General features: G+C 53.4%; 14 protein-coding genes. 7 read left to right on the plus strand and 7 right to left on the minus strand.

Annotated features, from left to right (window positions below; genetic code table 11):
• Window positions 1-36 precede the first annotated feature (36 nt).
• The 4 genes from ACFPMF_RS06210 to ACFPMF_RS06225 all read left to right on the plus strand — a co-directional run bounded on the left by ACFPMF_RS06210 (window position 37) and on the right by ACFPMF_RS06225 (window position 2,456).
• Entirely contained in the window at window positions 37-597 is a 561-nt protein-coding gene (locus ACFPMF_RS06210) for an RNA polymerase sigma factor (protein ID WP_379842209.1), read from the plus strand.
• Between the two features lie 44 nt (window positions 598-641).
• Window positions 642-1,094: a hypothetical protein gene (locus tag ACFPMF_RS06215; protein WP_379842211.1), complete on the plus strand. Its 453-nt coding sequence runs from the start codon at window positions 642-644 to the stop codon at window positions 1,092-1,094.
• A 181-nt stretch (window positions 1,095-1,275) separates the two neighbouring features.
• Window positions 1,276-1,686 carry a hypothetical protein gene (locus tag ACFPMF_RS06220; protein WP_379842213.1) on the plus strand — a complete coding sequence of 137 codons (411 nt, stop codon included), beginning with the start codon at window positions 1,276-1,278 and terminating at the stop codon, window positions 1,684-1,686.
• 176 nt (window positions 1,687-1,862) lie between these two features.
• Window positions 1,863-2,456, plus strand: a complete 594-nt coding sequence (locus ACFPMF_RS06225) for an HD domain-containing protein (RefSeq protein WP_379842215.1) — start codon at window positions 1,863-1,865, stop codon at window positions 2,454-2,456.
• On the opposite strand, the gene ACFPMF_RS06230 is transcribed toward ACFPMF_RS06225, so the two are convergent.
• On the minus strand, window positions 2,437-5,682 hold the full coding sequence (locus tag ACFPMF_RS06230; protein ID WP_379842217.1) for a cyclic nucleotide-binding domain-containing protein: 3,246 nt from the start codon (window positions 5,680-5,682) through the stop codon (window positions 2,437-2,439). The two genes, ACFPMF_RS06225 and ACFPMF_RS06230, sit on opposite strands and share 20 nt — an antisense overlap.
• An 86-nt stretch (window positions 5,683-5,768) precedes the next feature.
• Here ACFPMF_RS06230 and ACFPMF_RS06235 point away from each other — a divergent pair, with 86 nt between their 5' ends.
• Window positions 5,769-9,209 carry a methylmalonyl-CoA mutase family protein gene (locus ACFPMF_RS06235; RefSeq protein WP_379842219.1) on the plus strand — a complete coding sequence of 1,147 codons (3,441 nt, stop codon included), beginning with the start codon at window positions 5,769-5,771 and terminating at the stop codon, window positions 9,207-9,209.
• Window positions 9,210-9,276: 67 nt separating this feature from the next.
• On the opposite strand, the gene ACFPMF_RS06240 is transcribed toward ACFPMF_RS06235, so the two are convergent.
• Complete coding sequence (locus ACFPMF_RS06240) at window positions 9,277-9,720, minus strand: response regulator (protein WP_379842221.1); 444 nt, start codon at window positions 9,718-9,720, stop codon at window positions 9,277-9,279.
• 282 nt (window positions 9,721-10,002) lie between these two features.
• Here ACFPMF_RS06240 and ACFPMF_RS06245 point away from each other — a divergent pair, with 282 nt between their 5' ends.
• The gene (locus ACFPMF_RS06245; RefSeq protein WP_379842223.1) at window positions 10,003-10,728 is read left to right on the plus strand and encodes a DUF3891 family protein; all 726 of its coding nucleotides are present in this window, start codon (window positions 10,003-10,005) and stop codon (window positions 10,726-10,728) included.
• A gap of 98 nt (window positions 10,729-10,826) precedes the next feature.
• Here ACFPMF_RS06245 and ACFPMF_RS06250 read toward each other — a convergent pair whose 3' ends face one another.
• The 5 genes from ACFPMF_RS06250 to pruA form a co-directional block, all read right to left on the minus strand.
• Window positions 10,827-12,431: a S10 family peptidase gene (locus ACFPMF_RS06250; RefSeq protein WP_379842225.1), complete on the minus strand. Its 1,605-nt coding sequence runs from the start codon at window positions 12,429-12,431 to the stop codon at window positions 10,827-10,829.
• Window positions 12,432-12,467: 36 nt separating this feature from the next.
• On the minus strand, window positions 12,468-13,988 hold the full coding sequence (locus ACFPMF_RS06255; protein ID WP_379842227.1) for a S10 family peptidase: 1,521 nt from the start codon (window positions 13,986-13,988) through the stop codon (window positions 12,468-12,470).
• Between the two features lie 54 nt (window positions 13,989-14,042).
• The gene (locus tag ACFPMF_RS06260; RefSeq protein ID WP_379842229.1) at window positions 14,043-15,428 is read right to left on the minus strand and encodes a RagB/SusD family nutrient uptake outer membrane protein; all 1,386 of its coding nucleotides are present in this window, start codon (window positions 15,426-15,428) and stop codon (window positions 14,043-14,045) included.
• Window positions 15,429-15,439: 11 nt separating this feature from the next.
• A complete protein-coding gene (locus tag ACFPMF_RS06265; RefSeq protein ID WP_379842231.1) occupies window positions 15,440-18,496 on the minus strand; it encodes a SusC/RagA family TonB-linked outer membrane protein in 3,057 nt (1,018 codons plus the stop codon).
• A gap of 322 nt (window positions 18,497-18,818) precedes the next feature.
• Window positions 18,819-20,447 carry an L-glutamate gamma-semialdehyde dehydrogenase gene (pruA, locus tag ACFPMF_RS06270; protein WP_379842233.1) on the minus strand — a complete coding sequence of 543 codons (1,629 nt, stop codon included), beginning with the start codon at window positions 20,445-20,447 and terminating at the stop codon, window positions 18,819-18,821.
• A 152-nt stretch (window positions 20,448-20,599) separates the two neighbouring features.
• On the opposite strand from pruA, the gene ACFPMF_RS06275 reads away from it, so the two are divergent.
• Entirely contained in the window at window positions 20,600-21,814 is a 1,215-nt protein-coding gene (locus ACFPMF_RS06275) for a proline dehydrogenase family protein (RefSeq protein WP_379842235.1), read from the plus strand.
• Window positions 21,815-21,952 lie beyond the last annotated feature (138 nt).

A 21,952-nucleotide genomic window follows, 5' to 3' on the forward strand; every position in this document is an offset into this window, starting at 1 on the left:
TGTTAAACTTTAAACCTTAAACTTTAAACGCAAAAAATGACTGACGAGGAACTCCTGCAAAAATACCGCGATCCGCAAAGCCGGAACTATGCCTTTAACCTGCTGATACGCCAATATCAGCAGAAAATTTATTGGCATATCCGGAAAATGGTTATCGACCACGACGATGCGGACGATCTGACGCAGGAAACGTTCATCAAGGTCTGGAATTCGCTGGAGAATTTTCGGGGCGATTCGCAATTGTATACCTGGATTTACCGGATTGCGACCAACGAGTGTTTGAATTTTCTGAATAAAAAGCGCCGGCGGTTTTTCCTTCCCATTGGAGACGTGGAAGGCGAATTGCTGGAAAAACTAGAGAGTAATTCCGATTTTGTTACCTCGGGGGCGGACCCATCGGGCGACGAAATTCAGTTGACGTTACAGAAAGCCTTGCTTAAGTTACCTGAGAAACAACGCCTTGTCTTCAATATGAAGTATTTCGATGATATGAAATATGAGGAAATTTCCGAAATTACGGGAACATCGGTTGGGGCACTGAAGGCGTCGTATCACCTGGCTGTTAAAAAAATTGAAGAATATCTGAATGGGAATTAAACCTGATACAGGCTTGCTTGTCAAACCGTTGTGCTCATAAGACAATGGAACCGAAAAAACCAATACGACTTGACGAACTGGACCGGCAACATGCGTTAAGGCAATTACCCTTTACAACGCCGGACGGCTATTTTGACACGCTTCCGACCCGGATTCAGGCCGAAGCCACCCGCCGGACGAACCACCGCTTTACCATCAGCTGGTCGTGGCAACGCTCGGTGTCGACGCTGGCCGGAGCGGGATTAGTGGCGGCTTTAATCTGGTTCACGTACCCTAAAAAACAGGATTCGCTGGAACCGGAACTGCTGAGCAACATCAGTTCAGCCTCGGTGCTGGACTATTTGCAGGATCAGGACATCTATCTGGAAGATTATTCCGATATCATCAAAACGCACGATATGCCCAACGATTCGACCCTGATTCATGAACTACACGTGTCGCCGGAAGCCATTCAGCAAATGATTGAGGAAGATGCTGCCGGAACCGTAACCATCTGAGGAGTCTGGCTGTTTAGAGTGGGAGACCACCCCATCCCGTCGATCCGATTTACCGGAAAATGGTTGACGTTGGAAATACGATTAATTGCTTAAACGATAAACCACCCGGTTTTGGGGCCGGCCTCGTACTCTAAACCCGTTCTACTGGACTATGACCGAGTATTTACTCTTAATTATTGATATGAAATCGTTCACCCGCTTAATGGTTCTGTTTATTGGCTTGCTGCTGGCCCTGCCGGCGTCAGCCCAGAGTCAGGATCGTCAGAAAATAGAAAGTGCGAAGATTGGTCTGATTACCAATCGGTTGAATCTGACGCCGGAGCAAGCGCCTTTGTTCTGGCCCATTTACAACGAATACAGCGATAAACGGCGGGATATTACCCGGCAATTGCGCCAATCCAACAAACCGGGTGGTAATTCGGCCATTAGTGAATTGAACGAATCCGTTGTGCTCAAGCAGAAACTGGTCGATCTGGAAAAGGATTATAACGCTAAATTTTTAAAAGTTATTTCGGCCCAGCAACTTCAGGAATTGCACAATACCGAACGGATGTTCAACAAAATGCTGATGGACCAGCTGCGCGGGAATTAACCAGCCTACAACTTTGCTATACTACACGTTCCGACACGCCCGACCAGCTTGGTCGGGTTTTGTTTTGCGGCCCCTTCCGTCCGGGCCGGCTTCCGTATAAAAATCAGGAAACAAAGTTTTTCGTTTCGCTCTGATTTCATTTACTTTAGCCGTTGATGCCAGACAACGAAACCGCTATGAAGATAGCCCAGGCCGAAGCCCTCATACTTGACAAACTAAAGCGTGCTCTCTCTCCCACCCTGTTTTATCACGGGCTTCACCATACGCTCGACGTTATCGAAGCGGCTTCACGACTGGCGCAGGCGGAAAATATAACCGATGAAGAATCGCTGACGCTGCTCCGCACGGCGGCATTGTATCACGACTGCGGTTTTATAACGACGTACCAGGGCCACGAAGCCGAAGGATGCCGGTTTGCCCGCGAGATGTTACCGAGCCTGGAGTATACCCCTGAACAAATTGAAACGATTTGCGGAATGATCATGGCGACCAAAATTCCGCAAAATCCTCAAAACCAGCTGGAAGAGATTCTGTGTGATGCCGATCTGGATTACCTGGGCCGGGATGATTTTGGCCCCATCGCCCATTCGCTTTACGAAGAATTGAAAGACCGGTATTTTGTCCGGGACCTAACCGCCTGGAACCGGATTCAAGTCAAATTCCTGGAAAGTCATCGTTACTGGACAAAAACCGCCCAAGCCCTGCGCCAATCCAATAAGCAGCATCAGCTGGATACGCTGAAAGAAGTCGTCAGCCATTACCCGTCCTGACGGACATCGACTGAATCTTGTCATTTTGAAACCGGATGCGCTGGCACAGAATCCGCATCATATTCCGTAACACTTCTTCGCGTTCTTCCATCAGGTCGTAAAAATCTTCGTGATCGATGCGGAACAGGAGCACATCGGTAGCCACCACGGCCGAGGCCGAACGCGGTTCGGCATCCAGCAACGCCAGCTCGCCGAACACATCCCCGGGGCCAAACTGCGCCAGACGCTCCTGCCGGTCGTAGATATCGACATTCCCCGAATAAATCACGAACATGCAGTTCCCGATTTCCCCCTTTTGAAAGATCGTCTGTCCTTCCTGAAACGTCACCTCCTTCATAATGGGCGCAATTGTGCTCAAAATGTTTTCGGGGGTATCGGCAAAGAGACGGGTGTTTTTCAGAACAATAATGCGTTCAAAATCAGAAATATGCGATTCGTCGGTTTTCATAACCTGCTGAGAAAGGGTGGGATGATCGACCAGAATTCGCTGGTACCATTCGGAATGTTGCGCCTGAACGAGTTGCAGAGCGGCCCCGGCGCTTTCATGCAATAGTTGAACCGGACTTTGGGAATACGCTGCCAGAAGGCGCGTGTTGGCCAGCGACCGGGGCGTCCACCGACGCAGGGCAAGGCTGATGGTCCAGGCCGAAAAATGGGATTCGCCATGGTGTAAAATGTACGTCAGCAGCGGCTCCTGGGCATGAAAGGGCCCTAATTGGGCATCAATCAGGCGGACTTTTTCGGTAACGGGTATATCATCAACCAGCGCCTGCAAACATTGGTAAACCACCCGGGGAATCAAATTATCGAGCATTTCCAGCGCATTGGCCCTGCGCTCCCGGGATGCGTGATCGATCCCCGTCCGTACACTGGCAATGACGTCACGGTCGTACAATTGCATCAAGACCAGGAAAATCCGTTGCAGCAGCAACACGATTTCGTAATCCAGCGTTGCGAGCAATTCATTGTCGTTCTTGTGCAAACTTCCATGCAGCAACCGCTGCGCCAGTTCCAATTCCTCCCGTAAAATAGAATGGTATACGTCGGATTCCGTGGTCCTGATGGTCAAATGACTCAGTGCTTTTAACGCCACCATCCGTACCGAGAGGTTGGGTTGCCGGATGAGTGCAGTCAATAACCGGTGGCTTTCCGGCAGATCGATTCGGGCGCAAACCGCGGCAATCCGGCGCAATAAGGCCACATCCGGGGCCGCTTGCAGGGCTTCTTCCAACCCGGGCAAAGCGGCCTGTTGCATGCCGATGAGGCTGGTAGCCGCCGTTCGTCCGTAGATTTTATCCGGCAACAGAGCCACCAACTGCCGATTCAGTGACGAATTGTTCAAGGCCCCGGCCGATCGAATGGCCGCTTTTACGACCTCCGTATCCCTGCTTCTCAGCGAAGTGTTGACTAAACCGTGGTACGATTCGAGTTGCAGCGCCTGAATGATCTCCAGAACCGCCAGCCGGTTTTCAATCGCGGGCGATTGCGCTAATTCGTCCAGACTCTCGGTCGCCCAGTGGTTAAAGGGCTGTTTTTTAAAACTACCCAGAATACTGCCTTTCCGAATCGTCAAGTCGGAATGACGAAGCAAATCCGCTACCGCTTTAGCGTCGGCCTGCGGCAAATTCCCATACAACTGGCTGGCCAAGGTCCGAATGGAATCCTGCGGATCCCGCGTCGCCAACGCGAGTAAAGCCCCCGCCTGAACCGGCATTTGCAGGCTGATGAACGTCTCCAGCGCAAACCGCCTGACCTGCGGATCCGGGTGTTTTAAGAGATGCTCCGCAGCCTCACTCAGTTTCCCGGGCTGATGCATCCGCAACCAGTCGATCGCATTGATTACTTCCTCTATCCGGGTGCTTTGCAGGTTATTCCACACCAGTTGCAACACCTCGTCGGGAGCCGCCAGTTCGCTCGTTTCCAGAAACCGACGGCTCAGGGCAGATTTCAATTCATTCAGGTAGTTCTGGTACGTCCGGTGAAGAAACCAGAAGGCCACCACCGTGGCAACGCCCGTCCAGACAAACAACACCCATTCATTGATGGCCGGAAACGCATGAACGGCATAGATCAGAATACCGGCCAGCGCCATCCCGAGCGGTTCGTAAAAACCCTTCACCAGGGTATGACCATGAAGCCGCTGATGGGTCGACAACGGCTGGAAGAGGACCAGAAAAACCGGATCGAACAACGACCGGCGAATTACCTCGAAGGTCAGGTACAGGGCACAATAGTATAACAGCCAGGTTGGTTCACCAACGTCTGAAAACCAGACCAGCGCAAAACCGAGTACGCCGATCAGCGCCGTAATCGGCAATAATTGCAGGGAACGCTGAATGCCCAGCCGATCCAAAACCGGCCGCGACAGGATCACTTTCACCACCATGGCAACCAGGTACGTCAGCGCCAGCACTTTACTGACGTACTGCAGCAACGAGGTCGTCGCGTGAATTTTGTATTTAACGTTAATGAAAAAAGCGTATTCGACACTAACGGCCACCATCGCCACCGCCACCAGACTCAGACACATCCAGGTAATGAGGCTGCTGTTGCCAAATAATTCCTTCACGATGCGCGACTGCGCCGGCTGGCGGACCCGTGCGGCACTGTGTGGCGTGTGAATATCGTGGGAGCGGTACGTCAGCCGCAGCATGTAAATGGCCGCCAGAAACGAGCCGAAAGCCACCAGCAGCAGAAAAAACATGTCCATGTGAGCGTGCACCAAAGCCGCCAGAATGGCCCCCATGGCCTTGGCGGGCATATCCCCCGAACTGATGACGCTGAATAACCGCTTGCTCTGCCGCACATCGAATACCACCGCCGAAACACCCCAGAACTCAAGGTTGGTCAGGAGGTAAATCATCCGAAAACCGACCATAATGGCGATGGCGGCCCACACCGAATGCCCCGCAATCACCAGAATATCAAGAATAAACGTCAGGATAATAACCGCCCACAACACCCGTACGGCGAGCGTTCGCAACGCCAGGTGGTGTTCGTAATGGGCGTACAGTTTCCCCACACCCATCATGGCCACCGCAGCCACAACGTAGGCAATGGGCAAGCTGGTTTCGGGATGGTTTTCGAGTAGAATGACGTTGGCCGACACATAGACCAGAATCGTCCCAATACCGAGAAAGAAATTATGTAGAAAAAATAACCAGACCGTTCGAACTTCATGGTGCCGAACACCAATCGATCGGTAGAACTTTTGCGCTGGCGACATGCCGGTTTCACACTTGGTAATAACAATCAATAATACGGGTTTTCCGCCATTCTGCCTACTTTTACGCAACAATTTGCAATTTGATCATGGTATCGCAACAAACCGTAAAACCGTACCAACCCCAGCACCCCATCCGCATCGTTACGGCCGCGTCGCTCTTCGACGGCCACGATGCTGCCATCAACATCATGCGCCGGATCATGCAGGCATCCGGGGCGGAAGTCATTCACCTGGGGCACAACCGATCGGTGGCGGAGATCGTGGATTGCGCCATTCAGGAAGATGTTCAGGGTATTGCGATCACCTCCTACCAGGGTGGGCACCTGGAGTTTTTCAAGTACATGATTGATTTACTTAAGGAACGACAATCCGCTCATATCAAGGTCTTTGGTGGTGGCGGTGGCACCATCCTGCCCAACGAAATCGAGGAGTTACATCGATACGGGGTCGCGCGCATTTACGCTCCGGACGACGGCCGGATCATGGGCCTGCAGGGCATGATCAACGACCTGCTGGCGCAGTGCGACCAGATGCTCAAACCACTGGCTATCAACGGCTCCCCGAAGCAATGGCCGGGTGTGAAAGACAGTAGGCAGATCGGACAACTTATTTCACTGGCCGAAAACGATCCCGAACGGTTTGCTTCGCTGTTCGGGATGTCAAATCCGACTCCATTGCCTTCGGGATCGCAACGAAGCCATCCGGCGACCCCGAACCGCGAAATGGCCGGACCCCTGAAAACCGTACCGGTGGTGGGGATTACCGGCACCGGCGGGGCCGGCAAATCGTCGCTGGTGGATGAACTCGTGCGCCGGTTTTTGGTGCATATCCCCGACAAAACGGTTGCCATCCTTTCGGTCGATCCCTCGAAAAGGAAAACCGGCGGGGCCTTGCTTGGTGATCGGATTCGGATGAACGCCATCCACCCCGATCTGGCGGCCGGACGGGTTTACATGCGCTCGCTGGCGACCCGGCAGGTTAATCTGGCGCTGAGCAAACACGTCCAGGACGCCATTGCCGTTTGCAAACTCGCGCAATTTGACCTGATCATTGTCGAAACTTCGGGGATCGGGCAATCGGATACCGAAATTACCGAACACTCGAACGTGAGTCTGTACGTCATGACTGCTGATTACGGGGCGGCCACGCAGTTGGAGAAAATCGACATGCTCGATTTTGCCGACCTGATCGCCATCAATAAATTTGATAAACGCGGGTCCCTGGATGCATTGCGGGATGTTCGAAAACAATACCGTCGCAACCACAGCTCTACTCATCCGGCCATTTGGGAAACCGCCGATGATGAGCTGCCCATTTTCGGGACCATCGCTTCGCAGTTCAACGACACCGGCATGAATGCGCTGTTTTCCCGCTTATTTCAGGAAATCGACCAGAAAACCGGGGTTCGTTTTCTGGATCATACCATCACCCATCCGCCGGTATCAGCCCCATCAGCCATCATTCCGCCCGATCGCGTTCGGTACCTGGCCGAAATCGTTGAATCCAGCGAGCAATACGATCGTTTTATCAGGGAGCAGGTTGCCATAGCCCGTAAACTGTACCAGATCGACGGTGTTCTCGGAACTGTCCCGGAAGCCGAAACCGCCGTCACGGAAGCCCTCAAAAGCCTGTATGCCGATTTTGAAAACCGGCTTCACCACGAATGCCGGCAGCTTCTCAAAAACTGGGCAACCTTAAAACAGCAGTACCAAGCCGATACGTACCAGTACCAGGTCCGGAACAAAACCATCCATCAGAATTTATTCTCCACATCGCTGTCGGGGTTGCGCATTCCGAAAATCAGTTTGCCGACGTACGAAGACTGGGGCGACATTCTGCATTGGTTACTGACCGAAAACGTCCCCGGCGAGTTTCCGTACGCAGCGGGTGTCTTTCCGCTCAAACGCGAAGGCGAAGACCCAACACGCATGTTTGCGGGGGAAGGCGGGCCGGAACGCACCAACCGGCGGTTTCACTACGTTTCCAAGGGCTTACCCGCCAAACGGCTTTCCACCGCCTTCGATTCGGTGACGCTCTACGGCGAAGACCCCGATTACCGCCCGGATATTTACGGCAAAATTGGCAACTCGGGTGTCAACATCTGCACCCTGGACGATGCCAAAAAACTGTATAGCGGTTTTGATCTCTGCGATCCGACCACCTCGGTCTCGATGACCATCAACGGCCCGGCCCCGATGTTGCTCGGTTTTTTCCTGAACACCGCCATCGACCAGCAATGCGAGAAATGGCTCAGGCAACAAGGTCTGAAGCCTGAACGTCCCGGCGACCCCGCAGCCCCCTCCTACAACGGCCCCCTGCCCGAGGGGAACGGGGGGCTGGGCCTGCTGCTGCTCGGGACAACCGGCGACCAGGTTTTGCCCAAAGATGTGTACGAAAAGATCAAAGCAGATACACTCCGGCAGGTGCGCGGAACGGTTCAGGCGGATATTCTGAAAGAGGATCAGGCGCAGAACACCTGCATTTTTTCGACGGAATTTGCCCTGCGGATGATGGGCGATATCCAGCAGTATTTTACCGACCAGCAGGTTCGCAACTTTTATTCGGTTTCGATTTCCGGTTATCATATCGCGGAAGCCGGTGCCAATCCGATTTCCCAGCTGGCCTTTACCCTCTCGAACGGTTTTACATTTGTGGAATATTACCTGGCACGGGGGATGCACATCGACGACTTTGCGCCTAACCTGTCGTTTTTTTTCTCGAACGGCATGGACCCCGAATACTCGGTCCTGGGCCGGGTGGCGCGCCGGATCTGGGCCAAAGCCATGAAGTATAAATACAAAGCCAACGAGCGTTCGCAGAAGCTAAAGTACCACATCCAGACCTCGGGCCGGAGTTTACACGCCCAGGAGATTGCCTTCAACGACATCCGAACCACGCTCCAGGCGCTGACGGCGTTGTCGGACAACTGCAACTCCCTGCATACCAACGCCTACGACGAAGCCATTACGACCCCCACCGAAGAAAGCGTACGGCGTGCCATGGCGATCCAGTTGATCATCAACAAGGAGTTTGGGCTTACGAAAAATGAGAATCCATTACAGGGCGCGTTCATTATCGAAGAACTGACCGATCGGGTCGAGAAGGCGGTTTTGAATGAGTTTCGCAGCCTCAACGAACGGGGCGGGGTCTTGGGCGCGATGGAACGGATGTATCAGCGGAGCAAGATTCAGGACGAATCGATGGTTTATGAAATGCAGAAACATAGCGGCAAACTCCCGATCGTCGGCGTCAACACGTTTCTGGACCCCAAGGGCTCTCCTACGATTACGCCCGGAGAAGTCATCCGTTCGACGGAGGACGAAAAACGGTTCGCCATCGAATCCCGGAAAGCGTTCCAGGAACGAAACCGGGAAGCTGCGGCTGTTGCTCTTAAACAGGTGCAAACGGTGGCTTTATCCAACGGAAATATTTTCGAAGCGCTTATGGAAGCGACCAAAGTCTGTTCGCTGGGTCAATTGTCACGCGCTTTGTATGAGGTCGGCGGGCAATACCGGCGAAATATGTAAACCGGATTTCTACGAACCGGAGTCTGCCGTCCGGTTTCGTTGCGGAGACGACTCGCCAACCGGTTGCTCAACCGCCACCATTCAGCCAATGGTGGCATACCTGTGTCATCATGGTCTGGAGCTGGTCCACTCCCATCGGCTTGGAAAGATACGAACCGGCCCCTAATGCACGGGCGGCTGTTTCAAAACCGGGCTCTGTTCGGTTGCTCATCAGCACCACGGGGATAGGATTCCAGCTCGCATTCCGTTTCAATCGCTCCAGCGTCCGGAAACCGTTCAGCCTGGGCATGTCTACATCCAGCACGATCAAACCGGGCTGGTCCGGGTTTTCCTTCGTTTGGTGAGCCCCATCAGAATCGGTACTGGAGGACTCCATATGGTGAATCAACGCCAGGCCGTCCACAAACAGTCGCAGGGAATATTGGGGCAAAAACCGCCTGAATACCTGCTGCACTAAAAACCGATAATCGGCGTCATCATCCACCACGTAAATCAGCAACGACTCTCTCATCTCCTGTTTTATTGATCGATTCCGGCTGGACACAGGCCCAGGATGGTGACCGCAGGTCAGCCTTCTCAAAACGCATCCGGTCCCCGCCTTTCCTTGAACCCCAATCCACCCGAAAGGGGTATTTTCGGGGATCAATAATGAGGTTTTGGGCCAGTCGACCACACGCTCGTTATTCGAGCCCGATCCGGGCGCTACCTGCTTTTATTTTGTTACCGGTATGATAAACTCGTATTCCAGGAAACGTCTTTCTTCCGCGAATCCGCTTTTCTGACTTCTATTCGAATGATTATTACACAAACCGATACCGGCTGGCAATTGATTCATCAACCGGCTCACGGCTTACTGGCCCTGCAACTGGCCTTGAACTGGCAGGTAAAAAAACGCCCTGTCCATTGGCCCGAAACCCTCGTTGCCCTCACCGAGCATGATGACGGACAGGTTCCGTGGCAGGCCCGCAACCACCTCACCCAGGCAGGAGCACCGCTTCCCTTCCAGCTTGTGGACCATTCGGTGGAGCAATGCCGGAATCTGATTCAAATTGGCCTGCAAAAAAGCCGGTGGAATGCGTTACTCATGTCGCTTCACACCTCCTTTCTGTACGAGCCCCAGCGCGGGTCGGATCCCGAACTGGACCAGTTTTTAGATGAGCAACTCGCCAACCAGCAGACCTGGCGAACGGAAGCGAAGGCGACGAAAGCTGAAGCTGCCTACGCGTACGGGTTTCTACAGTGGTGTGATGCCCTGTCGCTTATTCTCTGCCGAAATCAGATTCCCCCGGAAGAACGGCGGCTTGAGATTAGCCAGGGACCCGATCGCATTTCGTATTACCTGCAACAGCGCGGGGACGAATCCCTTCTGATCGACCCGTGGCCCTTCGAAACCGCATCGGTCAGGGTGCATGTAGAAACTTTTTTATTAACCCAGACCATTTTCAAGTCTGACAAACAGCTTTACCAGGCGATCCAGGATTCCGAAGTAGTGGTTAAAGAATGGACGTTCCGGAAATAAGCGCGGGAGGCCTTCAGCCAGCCGAAAAAACCCTCTGAAGCGCCGGTTTTCAGCAACTTCAGAGGGCCGTATTCAGGTACTTAAAGTTAACACCCGGTTTAGGGAGCCATCGTATACTTAGCGGGCTGGCCGGGTTTCGGGGTCGATTTTTTAATGAAGGACCGGATATCTTCGTTGGCCGAAACCAGGTCTTCCTGCCGCAAATACATCATGTGACCGCTGCGGTAGCCTTTCCATTCCATGCGGTTTTTCAAAACCCCACTGGGGTCCATCTGCCACATGTTGTACTGCGCGTTGAAGTAGTCGCAGGCCCCATCGTAGTAGCCCGACTGGACCAGCAGATTCAGGTACGGGTTCTGGGCCATGGCCTGCCGCAGGTTTTCGCCGGTGTTGTCGGCATTTTCACCCGTCCGCAGCCAGGGTTGAACCGGGCCGAACATGTAGTATTTCAGGTCGGTTTTGTAGCCCAGCACCTGGCGGAAATAATAGTTGATCGGCGGGGTGAACGAGTGCAGCCAGGAGGTCAGCTCAGCCGCGTATTCGGGCCGTTCGCCCGCATCCTGGCTGTCGATACCCAGATAGCGCGAATCCAGCCGACCGACCGTATAGCCCCGCGTACGCAGCAGTTCCTTCCAGAAAAAGGACGGCGGAATGTTCAGGTTATGTTCCAGAATCACTTTCTCGGACAAACCGGAATACTGGGCATACTTGGCCGCAATCTGCTTCCGTTTCGCCGGATCGACAAAACCGCCCATCGTCAGCGTCGGAATCAGTTCGTCGATGGTAAACTTTTCCACTTCGGGCAACATGGCCACCAGGTCTTTCTTCTGTAAATCGGCGCTCAGCGCTTTGTGGTACCAGGCCGTAGCAGCATAATACGGCAACATATTGGCCTCAGAAACCGGTCCGCGACGCTCGATCCCGAGGTTCGTTGGTGATACCAGAATGACCCCGTTGATGTACATCCAGTTGGCATTTTGCAGTTCCAGCGCCAGACCCGACACGCGCGTCGTTCCGTAGCTTTCGCCGATCAGGTACTTCGGCGACGACCAGCGGTTTTTCCGGCTGACAAACGTACTCAACCAGTCGGCCAGGTACTTGATGTCGGCGTTTACCCCGAAGAATTTCGATTTGGGCACATTGCTGTTGGCCGGGCGCGAATAACCGGTATTCACCGGGTCAATATACACGATGTCGGCCACATCCAGAATAGACTGCGGGTTGTCCTTAACCGTGTAGGGCTGCACCGGATAGCCTTCGCTGTCGATATTCAGCAGCTTCGGGCCGGTGTAGGCCAGGTGCATCCAGACCGAAGCCGTACCCGGGCCGCCGTTGAACGAAATCACCAGCGGACGGCTGGCCCGGTCTTTCACATCCGAGCGTTCGTAGTAGGTAAAGAAGACCCCGGCAATCGGTTTGCCGTTTTCGTCCCAAACCGGCTGTGTGCCGACCGTGGCCGTATACGGAACCTTAACCCCCTTGATCGTCACGGTATTGCTGGAGGTGATCGTGGAGTCCATCAATAGCTTCAGGTCGTTGGGACCCGGTTTGGGCGTGTAGTTCGCAAGGCCCGGGGAAGGAGCCGGAGCGGCCGCGGCCGGGCTGGTTGGCGCCCCGGGGGCACCGGGCCGCCGTTGTTGCTGCGCCAGGGTGAACGAAGCCGTGGTAATTCCGAGTACAATAGCAATTATAATTCGCTTCATGGATTTCTTTGCAGGTTAACGTAATGGGTTTCGAACTTACTTACCACTAGCCGCATTGGAAGGCGCTTCCGTGTATTTAGCGGGCTGACCCGATTTGGGCGTCGTTTTGATGATAAACTGCCGAATGTCTTCGTTTGAGGTCACCAGATCTTCCTGACGCAGATACATCATGTGACCGCTGCGGTAGCCTTTCCAGCTCAGCCGATCTTTCAGTTTCCCGCTCGGGTCGATGTGCCACATGTTGTACTTGGCGTTGAAATAATCCGTGGCTCCATCGTAATAACCGGACTGAATCATCACGTTCAGGTACGGGTTCTGGGCCATGGCCTGCCGCAGGTTTTCGCCCGTAAGGTCCGTATTCGCGCCTTCGCGATCCCAGGGACGAGTCTGTCCGGCGATGTAGTATTTCAGGTCGGTTTTGTACTTGAGGTGCTCGCGTAAATACGTGTTGATGGCGGGCGTAAAGGTGTGCTGCCAGGACGTATTTTCGGCGGCATAATCGGGTCGTTCACCCGCCGTCTGGCGATCGATGCCGAGGTAGCGCGAATCCAGCCGACCAACGTTATATCCTTTATCCCGCAGCAATTCTTTCCAGAAATACGAGGTCGGAATCGCCAGGTTATTCTCCATCACCACTTTTTCGGACAAACCGGAATACCGGGCCACTTTGGCACCGAGTTGCTTTTTCTTGGCCGGATCCAGAAAACCGCCCCGCGCCAGCGCTGGAATCAGTTCGTTTACGGTAAACTGCTCCACTTCGGGCAAAACCGCGTTCAGGTCTTTCGATTGCAAATCCTGGGGCAGCTTTTTGTGGTACCAGGCCGTAGCGGCAAAATACGGCAGGACGTTTCCGGCGGCAACCGGCCCACCCCGTTCCAGACCCAGGCCCGTTGGCGACACCAGAATGACCCCGTTCAAATACATCCAGTGCACATTTTGTAACTCCAGCGCCAGGCCCGACACCCGGGTGGTTCCGTAGCTTTCACCGATCAGGTACTTCGGCGACGGCCAGCGGTTTTTCCGACCCACAAACGTGGCAATCCACTCCGCCAGGTACTTGATATCGGCATTGACGCCGAAGAATTTCGACTTCGGAATGGAATCGTTGATCGCCCGCGAAAAACCGGTATTGACGGGTTCGACGTAAACAATATCGGCCACGTCCAGAATGGACTGCGGATTGTCTTTAAATCCGTAGGGCTGAACCGGATAGCCTTCATCATCGACCAGCACCCGCTTGGGGCCGGTATAGCCCAGGTGCATCCAGCAGGAAGCCGCCCCCGGGCCGCCATTGAACGAAATGAACAACGGCCGCGTCGACCGGTCGGCGACGTCGGAACGCTCGTAGTAGACGTAAAACAGGGAGGCAATCGGACGGCCATTTTCGTCCCAAACCGGCTGATTGCCAGCCGTGGCGTTGTACGGAACCACTTTGCCCTTGATCGTAACCTGATCTTTGGTCGTTACGTCGGCATCCAGTTTAAGGGTTCGGTTTTGTGCGAATGCCACCGTGCAGGCAACAAGGCACAGCAGGAATAAGGAAATAGAGTGCTTCATAAAGTAATTTGAAATCAACTTATCGGAAATTGGGGTTGCGTTTCAGACTAGGATTCAACGATAAACTTCATTCTGCTGGATGTTGGTGTTGGTCCGAACTTCCGCGGAGGGAAATGGCAACACCTGCCGCCCGGCCACTTTAATGGAATAGCTCGGCAAACTCCCTTTCGACCGTCGCACGTTGCCAAACGTCGTCAGGGCCGCTCCCCGGCGAATCACATCGAACCAGCGGTGGCCTTCGCCCACAAACTCCAGTTTACGTTCCTGCAAGATAGCCGAAAGCAGGTCGGTTTTGGTGGTCGCGGTGGTTTTAGCGATGCCCGCCCGGGTCCGCACCGCATTCAGGTCGTCGGCGGCACCAGTCAGGTTATTCTGCTCGGCCCGCGCTTCTGCCCGAATCAGGTATTGTTCGGCCATCCGCAATAACTGGAAGTTATCGGCATTCTGGGCCGCGCTCCATTTAGTCGTGTAATATACGTTGGCCGTCGTGTTGCGGGCCGTCAACGTTCCGCGGACATCGGCCGGATTAGCAACCATTTGAGCATACGTTTCATCGTGCAGGGCCGTTCCACCCCGACCGTTCTGGCTCGAGGGGAAATACCACTGGCGAATTCCCTGCCCGTCGTTTTCGTTATACTGAAGCTCAAACAGGGTTTCGGCGCTGTTTTTCGTTTTGAAAATGGTTTCGAAAGGCGTATTGAGCGGTTTGTTGGCGATGGCGTCCGTCGCGTATTTCTCGGCGTTGGCCCACTGCTGGTTGTAGAGGTAATAGCGGGCCAGCAGGGCGCGGGCGGCCGGTTTAGTGGCTTTTGCTTTGGACAAAACCGCCGTTGCCCGGGTTTCAGGCAATTTGGCAAGGGCTTCCAGCAAATCCTTTTCGGCCTGATCGTAGGTCTGGCGCAGGGTACTCCGCTTTGCGAAATCGTCCTGCGAAATCCCGACCGATGGTGTCAGTTTAATTACCGCACCATCTGTTCCGTACACGTTGGGAATACCACCCCAAAACCGGGCGAGGTCAAAGTATGCCAGACCACGGACAAAATACGCCTGTCCCATCATATCGTCTTTATCGGCCTGCGAAACCGCCATCCCTGGCACGTAGGCAATAATGTTGTTTGCAATATCGACGCAACGGTACAGGGTCGTATACAAATCCTCGACTTCGGAATTGTCGGCTCCCCAGTTGAATTCGTCTGCGGCAATGAGCGCATCCCAGGTATCGATTTGCTGGGACATATCGGAGGCCACATCACTGATGACCTGCACGCGCCACTGGTAAACGATCTGCAAGTTATTGTACATCCCGTTCACGACGCCCTGCGCGCTATTGAGATCGGTAAAAGCCTGGTTGCTACTGATTTGCGACAGCGGTTCGATCTCCAGAATATTGCAGGATGAAACCGTCGCGATGAGCATGAAAGCGGTTAGTATCTTCTTCATCATACTGAACATTAAAACGTTAGATTGATCCCTCCCATCCAGACACGGGGTTGCGGCATGACACCCTGATCGACCCCCTGTACGGTTTCGGACGGACTTACGGACACTTCCGGATCAAGACCGGTGTACTTGGTGAACGTCAGCACATTCTGGCCGGATGCATACACCCGAATGTTGTTCGAGCCAATTTTGGCAGCAATTTTCTTCGGTACGTTATAGCCCAGCGTCAGGTTTTTCAGCCGCAGGTACGAGGCATCCTCGACGTGCCGCGAAGGCCGGAAATTGATGTCGTAGTTTTTCCGGGCCATCCGGGGAATGTCGGTCACATCACCCGGTTTTTGCCAGCGGTCGAGTTGCTGCGAGCTGTAACCCGTCGTCCGTTCGCCACCGTGTTCGAAGAAGTAGCGGTTGTAGTTGAAAACGTAATTGCCATAGCTGTACTGGAAGAAGGCCGTCAGGTCAAAGTTTCCGTACTTGAGGGTGTTGTTCAAACCGCCCTGAAAATCCGGCCAGGCACTTTTGCCGATGATAAACCGGTCACGGTTGATGTTGAAAACCCCGTCTTCGCCGGTCCGCCAGATGATGTCACCGGTTTGCGGATCAACCCCTTTCTGTTCGTGAACGAAGAACGAGAACAGCGGATACCCTTCTTCAATCCGGATGTAGTCGCGGGTGAAGGCGCTGATCGGAGCCGCCAGTTTCTTCACCACGTTTTTGTTATGCGACAGGTTGAAGGCGATGTCCCACGTCAGCTTGTTCCCCACATTGGGTGAGGCCGTGATGCCCAGTTCGATCCCTTTGTTCTCCATGGCACCGTAGTTCTGCAACAGAACGCTGTAACCGGTCGAACGCGGAGTGGGCACTTCGAGCAGCATGTCTTTCGTCTGCTTGTTGTAATAGTCGAACGTGAAGCGGAGCTTGTTGTTGAGAAGGGCCAGATCGAAACCGATGTCAAACTGCGCCGTAGTTTCCCATTTCAGGTCGGGGTTCGCCAACTGGATCGGGTTGAAACCGGGATAGTTGACGTACGCAGCCGAACCGCCCGAGCCCGGTGTTGGGCCACCGCCCCCGCGCAAACCGCCCCGCTGACCGCCCCATAAACCGAGGGAAGCAAAGTTGCCGATCCCGCCCTGGTTCCCGGTAACACCGTAGCTCATCCGCCACTTCAGTTCGGAAATCGCCTTGAAGCCTTTCATAAAATCCTCTTCCGACATCACCCAGCCGACGGAAGCCGAGGGGAAAAAGCCCCAGCGGTTGTTCGAACCAAACCGGGATGAACCGTCGTAACGGAAGTTTCCGGTAAACAGGTACTTTTTGTCGTAATCGTAGTTGATCCGGCCAAACACCGACGCAATGGCCCAGGCGGTTTGATCGGCATTGGAGTTCTTAACGGCCGCAGCGGCAATCGTCCGGAAGCTGTTGCTCGGAAAACCGCTACCGGTTGCCGATGAAAAATTGTTGGTGTTCTTCTGAATCGTAGTCCCCGCCAGCAGGTTAAAATTGTGCTTGTCGGCCAGGCGGAACTGATAGGTCAATACGTTTTCGTTGATCCAGTTGAAATCGTGGACCACACTGCTCGTGGCCGTCCCGCCAATGTCGCCCGCACCAGCCACCAGATTCGTGTTCGAATACTGGTTTTCGTTGATGTAGTTGTTATCGATGCTCCAGTTGGTCCGGAAAATCAGGCCGTTGGCAATGGTCCAGTCGGCAAAGAAGTTACCAATGATCCGATCCGTTTCCATGAGGTAATCGGTTTCGTTGGCCAGGGCCACGGGGCTTTCCCAAACCGGCCGGTTGTAGGTACCGTCGGCGTTGTAAATCGGAATGTTACTCGGGTAGAAGAACGCGTTGGCCAGTGCCGAACTGGTATTGTTCCCATTCTGAACCCGGTTCCGCCGGCTGTTCGTGTACAGAATGCTGGTCCCGAACCGCAACACATCCGACGCATTAAAGTCAATGTTGGCCCGGAACGACTTCCGGTTAAAGAGCGTCGGTTTGACCAAACCCTCCTGCCGGAAATTATTGGCCGAAACCAGGTACTTCACCTTGTCATTTCCGCCCGAAATCGACGCATCAATGTTGTAGAGACCGCCATTTTGCATGATTGGCTCGAGCCAGTTGGTATTGATGGCTGCGTCCGGGTTGGCGTACGGTGCCTTGAAAGCCGCCCCCGACGGGTTCAGGGCAGTTAGCGAACCGTAGGTATCGGTCCAGTTGTTGGCAGCGGCTTCATTTTGCAGTTTTTCAAACGTCGGTCCATCCACCCGGAGTTTGTTCGGGTCGCGCCAGGCAGAAGAAGTTCCGCCGTAGAACGAAATCGAAACGTTCGGCTTGCCGGATTTTCCGCGCTTGGTCGTGATCAGAATCACCCCGTTGGCCGCCCGGGCGCCGTAGATGGCCGTAGCCGAAGCATCTTTCAGAATTTCCATCGACTCGATATCGGACGGATTGATATCTGAAAGGGGGTTGGTTGGTGCCCCGAAGGTTGAACGAGCCAGGTTTTGAGAAACAATGGGCACACCGTCGATGACGTACAACGGCTCCGAACTGGCGTTGATGGAGGTGGCACCCCGGACCCGGACCATCACGCTGGTGCCCGGTTCGCCCGATCCGGCACTCACCTGAACACCCGGGCTACGGCCCTGCAACACCTGATCCGGGCTAGGACTCGGAATGTTCTTGATCTGGTCGGCGCTTACGGTAGAAATTGCCCCGGTCACGGTCTTACGGTTTTGCGCACCGTATCCGACTACGACCAGTTCCTGCAACGTCTTGGCTTCGGTTTCGAGCGTGATGCTGTAAACCGTCTGATTGGTTACCGGAATTCGGGATTTCTGATACCCCACAAAAGAAGCAACCAACGTTGCACCCGCAGGCACCTGCAACGTAAACTTTCCATCCGCATCGGTTTGTGTTCCTTTTAAGGTTCCTTCGATCACAATCGATACGCCCGGTAACGGCGAATTATCCTCTTTCGCCAGCACGGTTCCTGAAATGGATCTATCCTGCGCATAGGCCATCCAGCCATGACAGAATAAAAACAAAAACCATAGTAGTTTAGCCTTCATACATAATTACGATTTGGGTGTTGTTTAGCAAAGAAAAGCAACATTTTGACTCTCAAAATACCCCCAAACTCATTCGGCTAATATCTATTTAGCAAAAGACAATATTCGTTAAGCTGCCGAATTATAATCTACTGACAACCTTATGCATAGAATATTATTCTGATATATACCAGAAAGCCTACTGATAAATTTGGAAAAGTTATACTGATACGTTTATTCAGAAATAAACGTACCCGATATTTAATAAGTACAAAAAATGCCAGCCAGGTTTTCCGCAACCCGGCTGGCATTCTGATCGGTAAAAGCACCTGAAAGGCGGTTTTTATTCGCTGGCTAAAAACGGATACTCGTAGCGCCGGGGCGGAGTAAAGGTTTCTTTGATGGTGCGCGGAGAAACCCAGCGCAGCAGGTTCAGGGAAGACCCGGCCTTGTCGTTGGTGCCGGAACCACGCGCGCCCCCAAACGGTTGCTGGCCGACCACGGCCCCTGTCGGTTTGTCGTTGATGTAGAAATTGCCGGCGGCATTGCGTAAACCGGTCAGCGCCTGCTCGATCGCGTACCGATCGCTGGCCAGAATGGAACCCGTTAACGCATAAATCGAACTCTCGTCAATCACCTTCATGATCGATTCGTACTCCGCGTCTTCATAAACATACACACTCAACACCGGCCCGAACAGTTCTTCACGCATGGTCACATACTGCGGGTCGTCGACGCGCAAAACCGTAGGCTGAATAAAATAGCCCCGGGATTTGTCGTACGTTCCCCCGGCGACGATTTCAACGCCGTCGGCCTTCGCCTGTTCAATGTACTTCGCCAGTTTGTCGAATGATTTTTCCGAAATGACGGCATTGACAAAATTTCCAAAGTCCTCGACCGGCCCCGTCCTGATTGTTTTCAATGCACTGATCAAACCGTCTTTTACGGCGGGCCATACCGATTGCGGGATGTACGCCCGGGAAGCCGCCGAACACTTTTGTCCCTGATACTCAAAGGCGCCACGAATCAACGCCGTGCAAACCGCATCCATATCCGCACTTGGATGCACCAGGACAAAATCCTTCCCGCCGGTTTCGCCGACGATGCGGGGGTAGCTTTTGTACCGGCTCAGGTTTTCGCCGATGGTTTTCCAGATCGTTTGAAAAACCGGGGTTGAACCGGTGAAATGAATCCCGGCGAAATCAGGATGACTAAAAATAACATCGCCCGCGACGGGGCCATCCACGTAGATCAGGTTAATCACGCCCGCGGGTAAACCAGCTTCTTTCAGCACTTCCATGATCACCTGAGCCGCATAGACCTGGTTTTCTGAGGGTTTCCAGACAACCACATTACCCATCATGGCCGCTGACGTAGGCAAATTACCCGCGATGGCCGTGAAGTTGAACGGCGTCAGGGCAAACACGAATCCTTCGAGAGGCCGATACTCCGTCCGGTTCCAGACGCCCGGGCCGGAGTTGGGTTGCTGGCCGTAAATCTGCGCCATAAAACTCACATTAAACCGCAGAAAATCAATGAATTCGCAAGCCGAATCAATTTCAGCCTGAAACGCATTCTTGGATTGCCCTACCATCGTGGCGGCATTGATTCGGGCCCGATAGGGACCAGCCACGAGGTCGGCGGCTTTCAGGAAAATAGTCGCCCGTTCCGTCCACGACAAAGCCTCCCAAACCGGTTTGGCGGAGAGCGCTGCGTCGATGGCCGCCTGAACATGGCTCGCGTCTCCTTCGTTATAGTATCCAAGCAGGTGCTGGTGATCGTGGGGGGGACGGATGGGCACTTTTTTATCCGTGCGAACCTCAGTTTGACCGATGTACATGGGAATATCGACCTCCTGCGAGCGAGCCACCGACAGAGCGGTTTTCAGGGCCGCTCGTTCGGACGTCCCCGGAGCATACGTAAAAACAGGTTCGTTAGTGGGTTCCGGAACACGGAAAAATCCATTTGACATAATGATTTGCTGGTTAAAACAACGGTATTTCAAAGGTAAAGCGCCCTTTGGCTTGGGCTGCGTCGGAAATTGTCCAAGTCTCGTCCGATTTTGCCAAAACCCACACCTGCTGGATTCCGTCTTTAGATTTGCAGAAAAACCGTTGATTCAGTATGAAGATTAAATCCATCATTTCCCTGGACAATACTGCCGATGCGTTCGCCTATAAATCAGACCATCAACTGAGAAAAGCGAACGCCCTGTTCTACCTGATGAACCAAAACTGGCTGGTGAAGCTGGGCGCCAAACTGACGGAACTGGCTGTTCAATGGAAATTGCCCGTCAACGGCCTGATTCGGTCTACCATTTTTGAGCAGTTTGTCGGTGGAGAAAGCCTGGAAAATACAACCGGTCTGATCGCCAAGCTGAACAGCTTCAACGTGGAGGTCATCCTGGATTACGGTGCCGAAGGGAAGGAAACCGAAGCGGATTTTGACCAGACAAAAGCCGAATTCATCAAGGTGATTCGGTTCGCTTCCAGCCATTCCAACGTTCCGTTGATTGGGATAAAAATCACGGCCCTGGCCCGGTTTGCCCTGCTCGAAAAACTGAATGAACTAGCCCTGGTTTCGAAATTGAACACCGTCATCGACACCAGCCCGTTAACGACGGATGAAAAACAGGAGTGGGATCGGGTGGTTCGCCGGACCTTTGAAATCTGCGAAACAGCCGCTCAGTACGGCATTGGAGTATTGATTGATGCCGAAGAATCCTGGATTCAGAATACGATCGACGCCCTGACCATGGAAGCGATGCTGGTGTTCAATAAAGAAAAAGCCGTGGTTTTCAACACTATTCAGCTGTACCGTCACGACCGGCTGGACTTTCTGAAAGTAAGTTATGCGCTGGCCGTTAAGAACGGGATCATCTTCGGTGCAAAGATTGTGCGGGGAGCCTATATGGAAAAGGAGCGAAAACGGGCGCTGGAAAGACAGGAACGGGTGTTGATTCAGTCCGACAAAGCGGCCAGCGACGCCGACTTCAATAACGCCATCGAATTTTGCCTCGAACACCTCGACACGGTTTCGCTAATTGTAGCCAGCCATAATGAATACAGCGTTCAGTATACCGTCAACCTGCTGAAAGCCAAGAATCTTCCGCTCGACCATCCCCACATTCACTTTTCGCAACTCTACGGTATGAGCGACAACATTACCTTTAACCTCGCCAAAGCCGGTTGCCACGTTAGTAAATACCTCCCCTACGGACCCATCCACGATGTTATTCCGTACCTGATGCGCCGGGCGCAGGAAAACAGCTCGGTGGCGGGACAAACCAGCCGCGAATTATACCTCATTCGAAAGGAAATGCAGCGCCGGAAGCTCTAGTTAGTTTCTATCTCAACCCATTTTTACAAAAAGTGACCTGTATTGGCAAAATACCGGTTTTTCGTATTTTCCGCTATCTGCCCTTTTCAAATTAGATTTATTCCAGAAACACAAAAAACCATAATTAAAATACCATAT

This window comes from Larkinella bovis, assembly GCF_042655385.1.
GTDB classification, from domain to species: Bacteria; Bacteroidota; Bacteroidia; order Cytophagales; family Spirosomataceae; genus Larkinella; species Larkinella bovis.